Genomic DNA, 16,349 nt, shown 5'->3' on the forward strand with positions numbered 1-16,349 from the left:
TTCTGGTGCGGGGAAGTGTGGCCGGGGTCAGCGCAGCGCTTCGGCGACCGCGGTGGCCAGGGACGTGGTCGGGCGGCCGATCAGGCGGCTCAGGTCGCCGGACTCGGTGAACAGTTCGCCGCGACCCAGGCCCAGGTCGGCGTCGGCGAGGACATTCGCCAGCTCGGCCGGCAGCCCCGCGCCGAGCAGCGCCGCGGCGAGTTCGTCCGCCGGCAGGTCGGTGTAGGTGATGGGCTTCCCGGTGGCGGCCGAGACCGTCGCCGCGAGCTCGGCCAAGGTGAACGCCTCGTCGCCACCCAGCTCGTACACCGCGCCGGTGTGGCCTTCAGCGGTCAGCACGACGGCCGCGGCCTCGGCGTAGTCGGCGCGGGTCGCGGCGCTGACTTTCCCCCGGCCCGCGGCTCCGATGACCGCGCCGTGCCTGCGGACCGTGGGCAGGGTGGCGGTGTAGTTCTCCAGGTACCAGCTGTTGCGCAGCACTACATGGGGGACGTCACGCTGCCGCAGGTACTCCTCGGTGGCGCGATGGGGCGCGGCGAGGATCGTGGTGGCCGTGTCGGCGTGCGTCATGCTCGTGTACACCACTGAGGACACTCCCGCGGCCAGCGCGGCGTCGATGGCACGCCGATGGTGGGCGAAGCGCTCGTCCACGGGGAACGAAGCCGAGATCAGCAGCAGTTTCCCGGCACCGGCGAAGGCATCCGCGAGGCTGTCCGGGTCGGCGAAGTCGGCCCGGCGCGTCACGACGCCGCAGTCGGCCAGGTCCTTGAGCGCCTCGAGGTCCCGGCCGGTCGCGACGATCGCCGAGGCGGGAACCCCGCGCCGCAGCAATGCCTCGACGGTGAGCCGGCCCAGCTGGCCGGTGGCTCCGGTGACGACGATGGACACGTGCGATCCTCTTTTCCGCCGCGGCCCTCCCGCGGCACGGGTCCACGATGACTCCATGGCTTACCGTCGGGAAGTAGCCACCATTTGGTAAGGTAGCCACCTGTCGGAAAGCAAAGAGGTGGGCGTGGTGACGACCAGCAAGGCTGTGACCGAGAAGACAACGTCGTGGGACCCGTATGCGCGCGGCTGCCCCTCACGGGATCTGCTCGACCGGATCGGCGACAAATGGTCGATCCTGGTGCTGGGCGAGCTCGGCAAGCAAGGGCCGAGCCGGTTCACCCAGCTGCGCAACCGGCTCTCGGGCGTGAGCGAGAAGATGCTCACCCAAACACTGCGCGCCCTCGAGCGCGACGGCCTGGTCTGGCGGACGGTCCACCCGGCGGTGCCGGTGCGCGTCGAGTACGGGCTGACTCCGCTGGGCGAAACCCTGCGGGTGCCGCTGAAGGCGCTCACGGAGTGGTCGGTGCAGCACCTGCCGGAGGTTCTCGCCGCCCACGACGCCTACGACGACCGCGACAAGCACGCCGGCTGACGTGTCGCGCGGCGAGCCGGCCGACGAGGTAGTCCCGGCCGGCCGCGAGGTTCGAGACGGACACCTACCTCGAGCGTGAGAGTGAGCAGCCGAAGCCGCGGCGCCCTTCGACCTACTGCCCGATCGCGAGGAGCGTCCTCCATAGTGGACGGTCGTATTGGTGCGCTCGACACCGGCGGCGCATCAGGACGGCGTCGGCGCACGGCGGGCGAACGCCGGTGCACGCTCCGGCCGAAATCCGACTCCGATGAGATAAGCGCCCAACGCCTGCAAGATCGGGAACCGCCGGACCGCGGCGAGCATCGGTCCCGGCGGGCCGGCCAACGTTCCGGTTCGGAGCGGGCCGGCGAGATCTGCGTGCATGATCCGCTGCAACGCCTGAACCAGCAACGTCGCCGGCAACCGACGTCGACGCACGCCCGCGAGGTCCCTGCCACTGACTCTGCCGCGACGAAGCCGCTCAGCCAGTAGTGTCGCGGTCGCCACCGCATCCTGGATGGCCAGGTTGACACCCATACCGCCGACCGGCGACATCGCATGTGCGGCGTCACCAATGCACAACAGCCCATCGACGTGCCACTGGCGGAGCCGGTTGAACTGGACATCCAGGTGCTTGACATCGTCCATCGAGACCAGCTCGCCGACCCGATCGGCGTATTCCGGGACGAGTTCGGCGACCTCGGCCCGGAACGCCGCGATGCCACGGGCCCGCAACTGCTCATCGGTCCCTTTTGGCGCGACGTAACCGATCTGGAAGTAGTCCTGCCGCGGAATGACCACCGCGAAGCTCCCCAGACCGGCCTTGCGGGTCAGCGCGCCACTCTGTTCACCTTTCCGGCGCGTAAGTCGAAACCACCAGGTGTCGAACGGAACTTCGAACTCCCTCACCGGCAGGCCCGACGCCGCACGCAGAACAGAACGACGGCCATCGCAGGCGACCGTGAGATCGGCCCGGATCTCCCCCTCGACCTGGGTACCGACACCGGACGCCGACCGATACCGGACGCCGACGACACGACCGTGCGCCCGGACGACCGAGGTCGCCTCGGCACCCATCCGCAACCGGAACGCCGGCTCCTCCCGCCCAGCGGCGGCGAGCAGATCGAGCAGATCCCATTGAGGAACGACCGTCATGTACGGATGACGGACACCAAGCCTGCTCAACAAACCGAAATCGCCGATTCGCTGCAGCCCGCCGCCTTCCGCGGGCAAAACGACCTCAGTGACCTGAGAGCGCGGCAGCGCCGCGAACCGCGCGCCCAAGCCCAGGTCGTCGAGCAGGTCCAGAGTTGCCGGGTGGACCGTATCGCCTCGGAAGTCGTCCAAGAAGTCCTGATGCTTCTCCAGCACTGTAACGGAAACACCGGCACGGGCAAGCAGCAACCCGAGCATCATCCCGGCCGGGCCGCCGCCGACCACACAACACGTCGTCCGCTCCAACGGAACCATCCCCTCCCCTGCCTTCCGATCCGCCGGCACCCCCGGCTGAGAGCGGAAAACGTGCCACCTTAACGCGATCGCGCCACCAACAGTGGCCACATTGCCGGGTTGCGTCGGAGTCGGGCAACCTGCGCCGACGGCAACCCGCTCGTGCAGCCGGCCCGAGGCGCCAGATCGCGGCGGTCCCGAAGTCGCGGGCCACGGGTGCCAGGTGCGGTCAAAGCTCGTGGGCGCGGCGAGCGGGATTGTGGGAGTGGATCCTTGCGCACCGGCCACGCCGGAGGGGCCGCCCGGCACATTACGGAGTTGTGACGGACCGGACCGGACGAGCCGCACCGTCATCACCGGCTGTGGACGCAGCCGGCGGATGGTTCCCGGCCACTGAGCAGCGTTGCCGTGTAAGGGATCCGTAAGGCTTTTGACGAGGTTCGGCGGTATGCCGCGATATCGGCTCGCGGCAAGTTGGAGACGCAAGCACGTCCGTTGGGCCACGTTGCGGCCCCGGTAAGGGAGGACTCCTCACTGTGCATGTCGCACTGGTTCGCCGTCTGTTCGCGGAGCTGGCCGGCACCGCAATCTTGTGCACATTCGGTATCGGCGCAGCCGTGGCGGTCACTGCCGCCTCGGCCGGCGGCGGAGGTCTGCTGATCGTCGCGCTGGCGCACGGTCTCGCGCTCGCCGTGGCCATCTACGCCTTCGGCGCGACATCCGGCGGCCATTTCAATCCCACGGTCACCCTCGCCCTGGCCGCACGCGGCAAGTTCGCCTGGCGCGAGGTTCCCGCTTACCTGGTGGCTCAGCTTCTCGGCGGATTCCTCGCCGCGGGACTGGTCTATGCGGCGTACACGAGCACCGCACTCGACGCCGGCCTCGGCGCGACATCCTTCGGGCCGAGCGTCTCCGTTGCGCAGGCCATGCTCGCCGAAGCCGTGGGCGCCTTCATCCTGGTCATCGCCGTGTTCGCGTTGGCCGTCTCGCCGGACGCACCACGGGGCGTGCACGGGTTCGGCATCGGCTTGGCGTTGGCGACCCAGATCATGGTGTTCGGACCGCTCACCGGCGCATCGGTCAATCTGGCCCGCACCCTCGGCCCGGACGTCGTGCTGTCTCTGGCCGGCCGGAGCGTGCCCTGGTCCCAACTGGCCGCATACCTCGTCGCGCCCCTCGTGGGTGGCCTGGCCGCGGCGTTCCTGCACGATCTCGTGACACGTCGAGCATCAGCGAAAACCGTTACCACGGAACAGGTATGACTCGCCATGGCCCACAACCCGCCGCCCGCGACCTCGTCGTCACAGTCAAGGACCGACCTCGAAGCACACCTGATCTGTGCACGCACCTGCCAAGCGGCGGCTCAAGGCTGGCTGATCGACGGCATGTCGGTGACCTTCTCGAGTCACCGACCGGCTGAAGGTGAACACCTGAGCGTCCAACCCGACCAGGACAGGGCCGCGGTTGGGCTGGTGGCGCCGGAAAACACGACCTGAGCCGGTTTCGCCTCCCGGATCTCGCCGGCGAGGTGCGCCGCGGTCGAAGCCGTGCCGAGCCGGACCGCCGGCTCGGTGTCGTCGATCCCGTCGTCCGCCCTGATGAGTGCTGAACGAGAAGCCGGAGGGCGAACTGATCACGATGTCTACGCTGCTCCTGAAGGCCATATCGTGGGCGTTCATCCGTTGCCGGGCCGCGCCGGCGGACCTGACCGCCGGCCGCGGGATCGGCGAGGTCCGCGGCAACGCCGAGCCGGATCGGCGGACTCGCGCCATATGGCGTCGCCCTGCTCGCTACCTCGGGTCGAGGGCGGCGAGCAGAGCGATCTGATGTTTTGCTCATGCGTGGGAGGCGCGGGTGCGGATGTAGCCGCGCCGGTGGGCCATGCGCAGGAAGAACAGCGTGGGCACGAGGCAGATGAGAATGGTCACCAGACTGGCCTCCGGACCGAACGCGCCACCCGTGAGGATGGCCGGGCCGTCGGAGACGCTCTGGAACAGGCTGGCGTAGGCGTGGTCGCCACCTGAGGCGGTACCGCCGAACACGCCGACCTGGACGAAGTTCCAGCCGAAGTGCAGGCCGATCGGCGCCCAGAGGGTCCGGGTCGCGGCGTAGGCGGCGCCGAGCATCAGGCCGGCCTCGATGGCGATGGAGATCGCGCCCCACAGCGTCGCGTGGGGATTGAGCAGATGGATGACGCCGAACAGAGCACCGGAGATCGCCAGCGCGCCCCAGGTCCCGAGCAGGTTCTCGACGATGCGGAACAACACACCCCGGAAAAGCAGCTCTTCGGCGATCGAGACCGAAGCCATCAACCCGAAAATCGACAACATGCCACCAAACGAACCCCACCCCGTGATGGTGTACCCGCCGAACACCGCGATCAACGCGACGACGACAGCGAACATCCCGGCTCCGAGCGCGAAACCCTTGCCGCCCGGACCTTTCACATCCTGTAGCGACAGTTCGTCCGCCTCCCGGTGCTCGACCTTCCGGACGACGAACCGGTAGAACCACACGATCCCCGCCGCGGCGATGAACCCGGTGAAGAGCCCGAGTACCGGCACCGTGCCCGCCGCCCCGTTCACCAAGCCGTTCACCAAGACCACACCGAAGAAGACCACACCCAGCAGAACCAAGCGAAGCAGAGAGGACTTGACCGGGATGTTCCGGGTCGTCGAATCGTTCGGCAAGAGCGGCATGACACGTCCTTTGGTCGCACACAATGACTTCGTGCCACAAAGTTACGGTCACCGGCGCCCCCGGACGTCACCTCCCGGTGGACACTCGTTGTCCCCCGAGAGAGCTACAACTCCACCCCTGTCGGTCGTGAGGCGATGACGTGGCCGCCCCGACTACCCGCAAGAGCGGCGCGGCGGCGCAGAGAGCGGCCGTCCGGGAGAGCATGGACTGTCCAGGTCGGACGGACAGCGGTTCCCGGTCAAGCAAGTCGGCTGTGGCGAGGCGTGGGCTCTACCGTGTACGCTTGACAACGCCATCGTCAATGGCAAATTCTTGATAAGCACCCTAAGAACCATGGCTGCCGGCCGGTCGCATCAGGGACCTTCGGTGAACGGCCAGTGCGGACAGGAGCCTCCGTCATGCTCGATCCACAAGCCGCCGAATTCCTTCGAATGGTCGCGGGATCGCCACCGCTGGACAGCATCCCCGTCGAAGTCGCTCGTGCCGCCGCCGGTGACGTCGCTCAGCTGGCAGGAACGCAACCTGAAGGCGTTACCGCTAAAGATCTCACTATCGCGGAGGTCCCCGTCAGGTTGCACCTGCCGAGTTCAGAACCCGGACTCCCGGCAACCATTTACCTCCACGGTGGCGGCTGGGTCCTGGGCGATCTCGACAGCCACCATGCGGTGTCGGCGGATCTGGCCCGCTGGTCCAGGGCCTCTATAGTCGCAGTGGATTACCGGCGCGCCCCCGAGGATCCATTCCCTGCTGCTCTCGATGATGTGATCGCGGTTGTGGAGGAGTTGCTCGGCAACGGCGACAAGTACGGCATTGATCGCACGAGGGTCGCTATCGCCGGCGACAGTGCCGGCGGAAATCTGGCAACTGTCGTCGCGCTGCGGTTCCACGAATTGGTACACCAGGCGCTGATCTTCCCGGTCACGGACGCAGCAAGTGTCGGCTCGACGGAGAGTTACCGCAAGTTCGGGGAGGGACACTTCCTGACGACTCGTGACATGGAATTCTTCGTCGACTCCTACGCCGGGAAGACAGACCCGTCGGATCCGAGGATTTCCCCGCTGCGTGCTCCTGACCTGGCCGGGTCTCCGCCGGCGACCGTGGTGACGGCCGAATACGATCCATTGCGCGACGAGGGTGAAGCCTATGCGGCCCGGCTCGCGGATGCCGGCGTGCCGGTAGAGCTCCGTCGTTTCGACGGGCAGGTTCATCCCTTCATCGCCCTCGGCGGCTTGATCGAGGACGCGAATGTCGCCCGTCGTTGGATCGGGGAACGTCTCGCGGCGGCCTTCCGCACCCACTGACACAGCCCACCGCTCAGGCCGCGATTCGCACAACGCCGCGCAGAACTACCCCATCAGACCCATGGCCGGACGTCGTCACCGGCGAGGTTTGTCTTGTTCCCCGAAGAAGCGCCAGATGTTCGGTGCCCAGCCGGGATGACCGGTCTTGACGAACCTGATCCAGGCGCCATGAGTCTCGTCTGCCAGTGCGAAGTCCGGTTCTCCGGCGCCGAGCAGACTGCGCGGTCCACGCAGGGAACGCAGATCGAGCCGGTCGAACACGAAGGGCAGCTCGACGCCGTGACACGCTCCCAGCCGGCCCTCGTAGGCGCTGGAGGCCCACCGGAACTCGTAGGAGAACGTGTGGCCTTGTGAACGAGCGATATGTGCTGCGGCCAGCCGGCGGCTGCCCCCGGTGAACGCGTCGGTGATGACCCTGGACAGCAGCTGACCTGGGGACTTGTCCGGGAACAGCTCGCGGTAGCCGTCCAGGCGGGCTTCCGGGTCGGGAAAGCGGCGTCGCGCCGCGGCCAGCAGATCAGCTTCACCGGCGCTCTCGCTCAGGCCGTTCGGGACGGTGTAGAGGTTGGCCTCGTCGGCGGTACTGCCGATCAAGAGATCGGTGCCGAGCCCGAGGCGAAGCGTGTCGGCCGGTTGACCGGTCAGCAGCACGCCGTCAATCACCGGTTTGAACGGGCTGGCCCCCACCGCGGTGTCGAGGAAGCCGTGTGCGGCGTGGTCGAGGGGCGGTAGCGCGGTGGCCAGCTCGATGAGCCGGTCATCGCCCAGGTCACTCAAGGACGCCGCGGTGGCGTCCCGGCCCAGCAGCGACGAGATTCCTCGCGTGGCCAAGGCCGCTTGGCCGGGCTCGAACGCGCAGTCCCCGCTGCCGCTTTGGCTGATCGCCCGCTGGAACAGCCCTTCGGCCGCGGGGCAAGCCAGCAGTGCGGCGACGATCATCGCGCCGGCGGACTGGCCCGCGACCGTCACGCGGGCCGCGTCACCACCGAAGGATGCGATGTTCTCGGCCACCCAGCGCAGGCCGGCGAGCACATCGAGGAGCCCCCGGTTGGCGGGGGCGTCGGGGACGTCGAGCCAGCCGCTCACGCCGAGCCGGTAGTTCAGCGTGACCAGCACGACGCCGTCTCGGGTGAAGGAGCTTCCGTCGTACACCTCGGCGGACCCGGTACCCGCGGTCAGGCCGCCGCCGTGGACGAACACCAGCACCGGCAGGCCACCGGCGTGAGGATCGGGCGTGCTGACCGTCGCCGTGAGGTAGTCGTCGCCGGTGTGCCGGCCCGTGCCGAGGATCGGGGCGAGGTCCAGGGTGCCGAAGGACCGGCGCGGCGCGGGGGCGCTCGGCCCGGCCGCGGAGGCGTCACGAACCCCCGTCCAGGGCGCGGCGGCCGCGGGTGGCGCGAATCGCCGGGGGCCGGCGGGTGGTGCCGCGTAGGGAATCGAGTGGAAGACGACACCGGTCGGGGTGGCGGCTCCCCGCACCAGCCCGCCGGTGACTCGTGTGGTCAGGGAGATGCGCGTGGTCACAGAGCCTCCATGGTGGATCCGATGCGGGATGCCGCCGGCCGGGCGGGTGGGTTCCGCCCGGCCGGCGTACGGGCGCGAGTCAGCTGACGCGGACCTGGCGCAGGGTGAAGCCCGTGTTGGGTTGGTGCTGGAGCAGGTCCGCGAGGCCGCCGCTGACGGTGTAGGTGGAACCGTACGGCCCGGCGGTGATGCCGCTGGTGATCGGGTCGGGCACCGTGTCGGTCACGGTGACCTTCGCGCTGCGCCAGGAGCTGTCGGGACGAACGCGTTGCACCACCGCCGGCTTCTGGGTGAGCAGGCCGCTGCTGACCGCGGCGATCGAACCGTCCGGCAGGACCCGCAGCGACGCCGCGAGCGGGACCAGGCCGGTGTCGAGCTTGACGACGGAAGCCTGGCCAGGGTGCTGGATCGGCACCCGGACCAGGGTGCCGTCACCCTTGGCGACGATGAGCAGGTTCCCGGGCACCAGCGCGATAGAGCTGGCGGCGATGTCGGGCAGGACGCCCGGGACGCCGAGGCCGGGAGTACCCGCCAGGAGCGGGCTGGTCAGCAGGACGGACGCCCGGCCGGTGCGGGAGACGCGGAACAGGGTGGGGCTCTGGGTGTCGACGACGTAGGCGGTGCCGTCGGCGTCGACCACCACGTCGGCCGCCAGGTGCGAGGTGCTCGTGGGGGCGACCGCGGCCAGGTCGGTGTACCACTGCCGCCGGCCGGTGCGCAGGTCGTAGCTGCCGACCCCCGCCACCTTCAGCGGCCCGGCCGCGCTAGTGGTGTCGGCGGTGCCGAGGTCCACGTTGGTGACCAGCACCCGGTTGCGCTCGCGGTCGATGCGGACGCCCTGGACGGACACCAGCGTCGGGTCGTTCACGAGGGTGCGTGCGGTTCCGTCACGGCCGACGACGGTGACTGTGCCTTTCTTGAGCGACCCCACCAGGAAACTGCCGGTGCAGGGGTCGTAGTCGGCGGAGTGCGGGAAGACGTCGGGCGCTTTGACGGCGATCGTCGCGAGCGGAGACCGCGTGGTCTGGTGGGTCCCGGTGAGCTGTTCGGCGGGCCCGGCGTAGGCGACGGATCCCAGCAGCAACGGGGCGGCGAGCACTGCGGCGGCGAAGACGCCCCTCATGCCGGAGAAACGCAGATTCATCGGTGACCTCTCACTCGGTACAAAGCTGTCGATGTCGTTGCGGCCGCTGAATTCGCGCACCAGGATGCGTGGCGATTCCTGGGTTCGGGCCGGCGCGGATCGTGCGGCGCGCTGAGCCGATAGTGCGTCACCCGGCCGCGGATAGCCTGACCCTGGCGGGATCACCTTCGACCCGGCAGGCTTTCCGGGCTGCCCTACACTCGCAGGGTCAGGCAGCCACCCGCGGCGCCGATCCATACTCGACTCCATGACCGGCGAACGGAGCTCGGACAGTTCTTGTCCGGTGCGGCCGCACCGGCCATCACAGCGGCAGTCACTTTCACGTCCGTTCCCGCCGAGGCGGCACCACACCCCCCGGCCCGTATCGACGCCCGCCGCAGCCCGCCGATGGTGGCGTCAACACCTCGGCCCTGCACTTCCCGGCCACCATGGGCACTCGACGCGGCGTACGTCACCCAGATCGACCCCCACCTGCTGACCGCACGCTTGCGCGACCTGCGCTGATCGGCAACCCCGGAAATCCGTCCACAGTAGACACCGAAGGAGAAGAACATGTCCGCGCTCTACACCACCGAGGCGATCTCGACCGGCGACGGCCGCAACGGCGAGGTCCGCACCACCGACGGCGTGCTCGACGAGGTGCTCGCGATCCCCAAGGAGATGGGCGGTCCCGGCGGCGACAAGACCAACCCCGAGCAGTTGTTCGCGGCCGGGTACGCCGCGTGCTTCCACAATGGGCTGCGGGTGATCGCCCGCGAGGAGAAGGTCACCGTCGCCGGGTCGACCGTGACGTCCACGGTGAGCCTGCTGGCCCTGGACACCGGCGGCTTCACACTCGCGGTCGGGCTGGCGGTGCACCTGCCCGGGCTGGAGCAGGCCACGGCCGACAAGCTCGTCGCGGCCACCCACCAGGTGTGCCCGTACTCCAACGCCACCCGAGGCAACATCGACGTGACCCTGACCGCGACGGTGTGAGCCCGAGCGCGGCCGGAACTTCACGAAGGGTAACCGCATGAATCAGACTTTGACGCTGGGATCGGTCGACGTGACCCGGGTCCTGGAGTACACCGGCGCGACCCGGCCGCCGGAGGCGATGTTCCCGGGACTCGACCGCGCCACCTGGCGAGCGCACGAGGACTGGCTGGCGCCGGCCTTCTGGAACCCGGCCACCGACCTGCTCCAGACCTGCGTGCAGACCTGGGTCTTACGCACCGCCGACGAGACGATCCTCATCGACACCGGCGTCGGCAACCACAAGCGGCGACCGGGGGCACCCGCGTTCGACCGGCTCGACACCGATTTCCTCACCCGGCTGCGGGCCGCCGGCACCGAACCGGAAGACGTGACCACCGTCGTTCTCACGCACCTGCACGCCGATCACGTCGGCTGGAACACCCGCCTCGTCGGCGGCGACTGGGTGCCGACGTTCCCGAACGCCACCTACCTGCTGACCCGGGCGGACTTCGAGTACTGGCACCCGGAAGGCGGTCACCGGCCGCGTCTCGCCGCGGCCAACGAGGGCGTCTTCGACGACAGCATCCGGCCGGTCGAGAGGGCCGGGCAGCTTCGGCTGTGGGAGGACGTACTCGAACTGGGTCACGGGCTGCGCCTCGAGGCCGCGCCCGGCCACACACCCGGCTCCGCGATCCTGTCCCTCACCTCCGGCCGGGACCACGCCCTGTTCGTCGGTGACCTGCTGCACAACCCGATTCAGATCGTGGCGCCGGACCTGAGCAGCTGCTTCTGCGAGGACCCCTCGGCCGCGAGCACGACCCGGCGGCGCACCCTCGCCAGGGCAGCAGGGCAGCACGCGCTGGTGTTCCCCGCGCACCTGGGCGGCGGCCTCGCGGTGGAGGTCACCGAGGCCGGCCCGGGCTTCGCCGTGCGGCGCTGGGGCTTCGGGCAGTGACGGACCGAAGGCGGCTCGGCGGCCGGGACCTGCCCTACACCAGCAGGGGCAGGCAAACACCGCGGCACCGATCCATACTCGACTCCATGGCCACCAAGTCGGAGCTCGGACGGTTCCTGCAGACACGCCGGGCGCAGCTGCAGCCCGCGGACGTCGGACTGCCGATGTACGACGAGCGGCGGCGGGTGCCGGGCCTGCGTCGCGACGAACTCGCCCAGCTGGCGGGGGTGAGCGAGTCGTACTACACCCGACTCGAGCAGGGCCAGTCGCTCAACGCGTCACCCGAGGTGCTGGACGCGCTTGCCCGCGCGCTGCGGCTGGACGAAACCGAACGGCGCCACCTGCACGACCTCGCCGGCACCGCGCGGCAGAGCGGCAAGGGCCGGACTCGCCGGCCGGCACCGGAACGGGTGAACGCGGCCACCCGGCAACTGCTCGACTCCCTCGGCGACACCCCGGCCGTCGTCCTCGGCCGCTACAGCGACATGCTCGCCTGGAACCCCCTCGAACACGCGTTGTTCGCCGGCCACCTCGACCCGCGCAGCCCCGACCAGCCGGGCCGGCGCCCGAACAGCGCGCGCATGGTGTTCCTCGACGCCCACGTCCGCGACCTCTACGACGACTGGCCGAAAAAAGCCCGCGACGTGGTGGGGAAGCTGCGCTTCGCCGTCGGCCAGTACCCGGACGACCCGGTGCTGGCCGAGCTGATCGGCGAACTGGTCATGCACAGCAAGGAGTTCACCACCCTGTGGTCGGAGCACCGGGTCCGGGACTGGGACATCGCGACGCACCGGATGCACCATCCCCTGGTCGGCCCGGTGGACGTTCTCCAGCAGGCGATGCCGCTCCCGGACGGGCGCGGGCAGCGGATCGTCATCGTCACCACCGAGCCGGACTCCGCCTCGCGCGCGGCGCTCACCCTCCTGGCCCAGCTCACCACCTCCGAAGCCGACGAGCGGGAATCGAACCCCAGGCCGGTCGCCGGTCAAAGCCCCCGGCGATAGTCGGGTCTGCCCAAGGTCTGGTTGACACCTCGCGTGTGAGCTTCGATCTCTAGGGCTTCGGTCAGGTGCGGGAAGGGGGTCGATGCCCGCAAGTGCGGGCCGCCGGCCGGTCGCAGCCGGCAGACCCGAGGAACGGCTCGATCAGGGTCGGCCGCGATCTGGTGGGTGGTCTCGGTCAGCTGGTCCCCTGGGCCGCGGTGGCCCGATCCGAGACGCCAGCCTCGTACTGACAGTCAGTGGCTAAGGGCGGGATCAGGGCGTTTTCCGTCGCTATATTCGGCCCATGCTTGACGACAGCACAGACAACTACGACGGCCCGGTAACCGTGATCGGCCTCTTCCCGGTCGCGGCGGCCGAACAGGACGAGCTCGTGAAGGCGATCGGCGATACCGGGCAGATCATGCGGGCACAGCGGGGATTCCTCGGGTCGGAGGTCTTCGCCAGCCTGGACGGTACCCGCGTCTTCATCTGCTCGCGATGGACCAGCGTCACCGAACTCCACGCCGCCCGCGAGGACCCGGTGGGTAGGGAACACGCCGATCGCATGTTCGCGATCGCGACGCCGGACCCGACCGTGTGCGTCCTCCGGTCGGAGCTTCAGCCGTCGCTCTGACCGCCGGTCAGCGACTCAGCGAGAAGCCGCAGTCGCTCGCGGGTGCCGGTGCCGGGGATGGCGTGCAGGGTGATGAGCCGCTGGCGCGACAGTGCGCCGATAGCGACGGCGCAGTCGAACTCCAGGCGGCCGACGCGGCCGTCCTGAACGTCCAGGGTCGAGCAGGCCGGGGCCGACACCCGGTGCTCGTCCCACATCCGGGCGAATTCGGCGGAGGCCTCTCGCAACGAACGCACGAGCACCACGGCGGCTGAACCACGGTCGTGGTCGGCGATGATCGCGCGCAGGTCCGCGACGTACGCCTGACCGGTCATCTCGTGTTGGGCCGCCGGGCTGAGTGCCGCCCGCCAGCCGGGTGCGGTGAACCAGCGCCAGATCATGTTCCGCTCCCAGCCGGGCCGGCCGGCGAAGGAGCCGAACAATGCGACGTGCAGCTCGTTCTGCGCCAGCACGGAGCCGAGATCATCGGTGATGAACGCGGGGCACAGGGCGTCCACCGCCGCGAGTAGCGACCGCAGCCCCTCGTCGACGTCCACCGCGTCACCGGACCGCTGTAGACGAGGGGCGACGTGCCCGGCCAGCCGGTACAGGTAGTCCCGCTCGGCGGCGTCGAGCCGGAGCGCCTCGGCCAGGCCGCCGAGGATGGCGGTCGACGGCTGCGGCCCGCACCCGCGCTCCAGCCGCTCGTAGTAGTTCGCCGACATGTTCGCCAGCTGCGCGACCTCGTCCCGGCGCAGTCCTGGGGTGCGGCGGCGCCGGCCGGGTGCCAATCCGACCCGCGCGGGAGACAGCGCCGCCCGCCGGCTGCGCAGAAAGTCCCCCAGGTCGTCACGCTTGGCCGACGCATGGCTGGTGGATCGCTGCCCCATGAATTGTTGCCCGGTGGATGCCATGGCCATTGAACGATCATCGCACACCCGGAACGGTGGAAGTCTCCATGCGGCCGGGCCGCCGGCAGGAGACTCCGGAATCAAGGTATCGCCGGGGAGGTGTCCATGGCTGGACGCGGATTGTGTTCGGCACCAACGGATCGCGGGGTTCGGTCGCCGCGTTGCGATGAGCAGCCGACGAGTTCGGTGGCGGCCGGGCTCCGCGGTGGGTGATCGTCGGCCACCACCGGAAGCCGGGGCGCCGCCGTTGTGTACGAGGCGGCGGGCAGGCCTGTCCGGCCGTGGCCGGCCTCGACGTGACCGGAATCGAGCGCGGATCGATCGGCCGACGACGAGGGTGCCGCACGTGCGCGTCGGCGGCGTGTAACCGCACACCGTTCTGCGGCTGAGACGTACGCCAAGGTCACTGATCGTCCGGGGTTGCGATGCCGATGAGCCACCGGGGATGCTGTCGGCCATGACTGACACGCCCGGACCGGCGCCAGGCCTGCGGGCCGACGCGCGCCGCAACCAGGAGCGGATCCTCGACGCGGCGCGTGCGGTGATCAGCGAACAGGGGTCCGAGTTCGGGGTCAACGACGTCGCGCTTCGGGCCGATGTCGGGCTGCGCACGGTTTACCGGCGCTTCGCCGGGCGTGAAGACTTGATCAGCGCAGTATTCGAGCAGTACGTCACCGCCGAGGTGCAGCCCGTCGTCGAGGCCGCGACTGCCCATCCGGACCCGTGGCGGGCGCTGGCCGACGGCCTGGAGGCCACAGTCGTCACCGTAGCGGCCAACTCCGCGCTGCTGACCGCGGCGCGGGACACCGCGCTGGTCACCCGGGCCACGGCCGAGGGTTTCGTCAAGCCGTTGAGCCGGGCGCTGGAGCGGGCGCAGGCGGCCGGGGTCGCGCGCCCGGACCTGGACTCGAGCGACTTTCCGTCGCTCATCGCCATGGTCGTGGCGACGATGCTCGCCGTGCCCGACCTGGAGACCGCGCAGCCCGCGCGCTGGCGCCGGTACCTCGCGCTGCTCCTGGAGGGATGTCGGGCGAGCGAGGTCGGCGGTGTGCTTCCTCTGCTCTGACTGCCGCATGCACGACAAGGAAGCTAAGTGACATGCGCGTGCCACTTAGCGCTAGGCTGCCGGAGGTCAGCAAGAGCCACCTCTGGGAGTTGCCCGTGACGACCGACACCGCGGACCTGCCCCGACTGCCGTTCGACCGCCCGGCGGTCCTCGACGTCGGCCCCGTCTGGACGGACCTGCGGGCCCGGCACCCGATCACCCGCGCGCTGACGCCCGCCGGGGACCCGGCCTGGCTGGTCACCGGCTACGCCGAAGCCAGGGCGCTGTTCAACGATCCGCGACTGGGCCGCTCCCACCGCGAACCGGAAACAGCTCCCCGGATCTCCAATTCGGGGTTCAACGGCGGACCGGTCGGCGAGTTCGACGCCGAGCCCGCCTTCAACGCCCGCCTGCGCCGGGTCCTGGTGCCGTCGTTCTCCGCGCGCCGGATGCGACACCTCGAGGACGGGATGCAGCAGCTGGCCGACTCCCTGCTCGACGACATGATCGCCGCGGGCGGGGCCGGCCAGGTCGTCGACCTGCACGAAGCCCTGTCCCTGCCGCTGCCCATCTTCGTCATCTGCCAGTTGCTCGGAGTGCCCTACAGCGACCGCGACCACTTCAAGGACCTGTCCGAACGCTCCGCGACCATGACCGGCGACGACCCCTTCACCGCGATCGTCGAACTGCTCGCCTACGCCGGCGAGCTCGCCGACGTCAAGCGACGGGACCCCGGCCCGGACGTCATCACCGATCTCGTCCAGGCCCAGCGCGACGATCCCGCGTTCACCGATGCCGAGCTGACCCACGTGGTCGCCGGCGTTCTCTTCGCGGGACACGAGACCACCGTCAACCGGATCAGCATCGGCGCTCTGTTGCTGCTGGAGAACCCCGAGGTACGCCGGCGGCTGGTCGACGACCCGGCGAGCCGCCCGCACATCGTCGAGGAGATCCTGCGTCTGGCCGCGCCGGAGAACTTCGGCTTGGCCCGCTACGCCCGCGAGGACATCACCGTCGGCGACGTCGAGATCGCTGCCGGGGACGCGGTCATCATCGCCACGCTGGCCGGAAACCGCGATGAGGCGGCTTTCCCGGACCCCGAGGCCTTCGACCCCGACCGGCCCGCCGGCGCGGCCCATCTGAGCTTCGGGCACGGGGCGCACTACTGCATCGGCGCGAGCCTGGCGCGCACCGAACTCAAGGTGGCGCTGACCACGCTGTTCACCCGCCTGCCCGATCTCCGGCTCGCGGTCGACGCCAGCCGGCTGCGCCTGCACACCGAGCGGCTCACCGGCGGTCTGCACGACCTGCCGGTCACCTGGTGACCCCAGCCCCGTCTCATCCGTCCACAAGGGAGGGTCGATGACCGCC

At 69.7% G+C, this 16,349-nt stretch carries 15 protein-coding genes; 9 read left to right on the forward strand and 6 right to left on the reverse strand.

Going from position 1 to position 16,349, the window contains the following annotated elements:
* Positions 1–27 precede the first annotated feature (27 nt).
* Positions 28–888 (reverse strand): SDR family oxidoreductase, encoded by an 861-nt coding sequence (locus OG494_RS20655; RefSeq protein ID WP_328458126.1) that lies wholly within the window; start codon positions 886–888, stop codon positions 28–30.
* Positions 889–1,015: 127 nt separating this feature from the next.
* On the opposite strand from OG494_RS20655, the gene OG494_RS20660 reads away from it, so the two are divergent.
* On the forward strand, positions 1,016–1,420 hold the full coding sequence (locus OG494_RS20660) for a winged helix-turn-helix transcriptional regulator (RefSeq protein WP_328458128.1): 405 nt from the start codon (positions 1,016–1,018) through the stop codon (positions 1,418–1,420).
* Positions 1,421–1,603: 183 nt separating this feature from the next.
* Here OG494_RS20660 and OG494_RS20665 read toward each other — a convergent pair whose 3' ends face one another.
* Entirely contained in the window at positions 1,604–2,869 is a 1,266-nt protein-coding gene (locus OG494_RS20665; protein ID WP_328458129.1) for an FAD-dependent oxidoreductase, read from the reverse strand.
* A gap of 515 nt (positions 2,870–3,384) precedes the next feature.
* On the opposite strand from OG494_RS20665, the gene OG494_RS20670 reads away from it, so the two are divergent.
* Positions 3,385–4,110 carry an MIP/aquaporin family protein gene (locus OG494_RS20670; protein ID WP_328458131.1) on the forward strand — a complete coding sequence of 242 codons (726 nt, stop codon included), beginning with the start codon at positions 3,385–3,387 and terminating at the stop codon, positions 4,108–4,110.
* Positions 4,111–4,683: 573 nt separating this feature from the next.
* Here OG494_RS20670 and OG494_RS20675 read toward each other — a convergent pair.
* Positions 4,684–5,547, reverse strand: a complete 864-nt coding sequence (locus OG494_RS20675; RefSeq protein ID WP_328458132.1) for a CPBP family intramembrane glutamic endopeptidase — start codon at positions 5,545–5,547, stop codon at positions 4,684–4,686.
* A gap of 399 nt (positions 5,548–5,946) precedes the next feature.
* On the opposite strand from OG494_RS20675, the gene OG494_RS20680 reads away from it, so the two are divergent.
* Positions 5,947–6,849 (forward strand): alpha/beta hydrolase, encoded by a 903-nt coding sequence (locus OG494_RS20680; RefSeq protein WP_328458134.1) that lies wholly within the window; start codon positions 5,947–5,949, stop codon positions 6,847–6,849.
* Between the two features lie 75 nt (positions 6,850–6,924).
* Here OG494_RS20680 and OG494_RS20685 read toward each other — a convergent pair whose 3' ends face one another.
* Both OG494_RS20685 and OG494_RS20690 read right to left on the reverse strand, forming a co-directional pair.
* Positions 6,925–8,373: a carboxylesterase/lipase family protein gene (locus OG494_RS20685; RefSeq protein WP_328458136.1), complete on the reverse strand. Its 1,449-nt coding sequence runs from the start codon at positions 8,371–8,373 to the stop codon at positions 6,925–6,927.
* A gap of 79 nt (positions 8,374–8,452) precedes the next feature.
* Complete coding sequence (locus OG494_RS20690; RefSeq protein WP_328458138.1) at positions 8,453–9,517, reverse strand: hypothetical protein; 1,065 nt, start codon at positions 9,515–9,517, stop codon at positions 8,453–8,455.
* Positions 9,518–10,069: 552 nt separating this feature from the next.
* On the opposite strand from OG494_RS20690, the gene OG494_RS20695 reads away from it, so the two are divergent.
* From OG494_RS20695 to OG494_RS20710, 4 genes are all read left to right on the forward strand, one after another.
* Positions 10,070–10,492 carry an organic hydroperoxide resistance protein gene (locus OG494_RS20695; protein WP_328458140.1) on the forward strand — a complete coding sequence of 141 codons (423 nt, stop codon included), beginning with the start codon at positions 10,070–10,072 and terminating at the stop codon, positions 10,490–10,492.
* Between the two features lie 37 nt (positions 10,493–10,529).
* A complete protein-coding gene (locus tag OG494_RS20700) occupies positions 10,530–11,426 on the forward strand; it encodes an MBL fold metallo-hydrolase (RefSeq protein WP_328458142.1) in 897 nt (298 codons plus the stop codon).
* A gap of 86 nt (positions 11,427–11,512) precedes the next feature.
* Complete coding sequence (locus OG494_RS20705) at positions 11,513–12,430, forward strand: helix-turn-helix transcriptional regulator (RefSeq protein ID WP_328458143.1); 918 nt, start codon at positions 11,513–11,515, stop codon at positions 12,428–12,430.
* Between the two features lie 283 nt (positions 12,431–12,713).
* Complete coding sequence (locus tag OG494_RS20710) at positions 12,714–13,043, forward strand: antibiotic biosynthesis monooxygenase family protein (protein ID WP_328458145.1); 330 nt, start codon at positions 12,714–12,716, stop codon at positions 13,041–13,043.
* Here the strand turns inward: OG494_RS20710 and OG494_RS20715 are convergent.
* Positions 13,028–13,912: a helix-turn-helix transcriptional regulator gene (locus OG494_RS20715; RefSeq protein ID WP_328458147.1), complete on the reverse strand. Its 885-nt coding sequence runs from the start codon at positions 13,910–13,912 to the stop codon at positions 13,028–13,030. The two genes, OG494_RS20710 and OG494_RS20715, sit on opposite strands and share 16 nt — an antisense overlap.
* Before the next feature lie 478 nt (positions 13,913–14,390).
* Between OG494_RS20715 and OG494_RS20720 the strand changes: the two genes are divergently transcribed.
* Together OG494_RS20720 and OG494_RS20725 are read left to right on the forward strand one after the other, a co-directional pair.
* On the forward strand, positions 14,391–14,999 hold the full coding sequence (locus OG494_RS20720) for a TetR/AcrR family transcriptional regulator (RefSeq protein WP_328458149.1): 609 nt from the start codon (positions 14,391–14,393) through the stop codon (positions 14,997–14,999).
* A 95-nt stretch (positions 15,000–15,094) separates the two neighbouring features.
* Positions 15,095–16,303, forward strand: a complete 1,209-nt coding sequence (locus OG494_RS20725; RefSeq protein WP_328458151.1) for a cytochrome P450 — start codon at positions 15,095–15,097, stop codon at positions 16,301–16,303.
* Positions 16,304–16,349: the final 46 nt, after the last annotated feature.

It is taken from the genome of Amycolatopsis sp. NBC_00438 (genome assembly GCF_036026695.1).
Lineage (GTDB): Bacteria > Actinomycetota > Actinomycetes > Mycobacteriales > Pseudonocardiaceae > Amycolatopsis.

Excerpts from the sequence above, each read along its gene's own strand:
- OG494_RS20665 (WP_328458129.1), bottom strand. The coding sequence starts at position 2,869 with ATGGTTCCGTTGGAGCGGACGACGTGTTGTGTGGTCGGCGGCGGCCCG.
- OG494_RS20675 (WP_328458132.1), bottom strand. The coding sequence starts at position 5,547 with ATGCCGCTCTTGCCGAACGATTCGACGACCCGGAACATCCCGGTCAAG.
- OG494_RS20680 (WP_328458134.1), top strand. The coding sequence starts at position 5,947 with ATGCTCGATCCACAAGCCGCCGAATTCCTTCGAATGGTCGCGGGATCG.
- OG494_RS20690 (WP_328458138.1), bottom strand. The coding sequence starts at position 9,517 with ATGAATCTGCGTTTCTCCGGCATGAGGGGCGTCTTCGCCGCCGCAGTG.
- OG494_RS20695 (WP_328458140.1), top strand. The coding sequence starts at position 10,070 with ATGTCCGCGCTCTACACCACCGAGGCGATCTCGACCGGCGACGGCCGC.
- OG494_RS20700 (WP_328458142.1), top strand. The coding sequence starts at position 10,530 with ATGAATCAGACTTTGACGCTGGGATCGGTCGACGTGACCCGGGTCCTG.
- OG494_RS20705 (WP_328458143.1), top strand. The coding sequence starts at position 11,513 with ATGGCCACCAAGTCGGAGCTCGGACGGTTCCTGCAGACACGCCGGGCG.
- OG494_RS20710 (WP_328458145.1), top strand. The coding sequence starts at position 12,714 with ATGCTTGACGACAGCACAGACAACTACGACGGCCCGGTAACCGTGATC.
- OG494_RS20715 (WP_328458147.1), bottom strand. The coding sequence starts at position 13,912 with ATGGGGCAGCGATCCACCAGCCATGCGTCGGCCAAGCGTGACGACCTG.
- OG494_RS20720 (WP_328458149.1), top strand. The coding sequence starts at position 14,391 with ATGACTGACACGCCCGGACCGGCGCCAGGCCTGCGGGCCGACGCGCGC.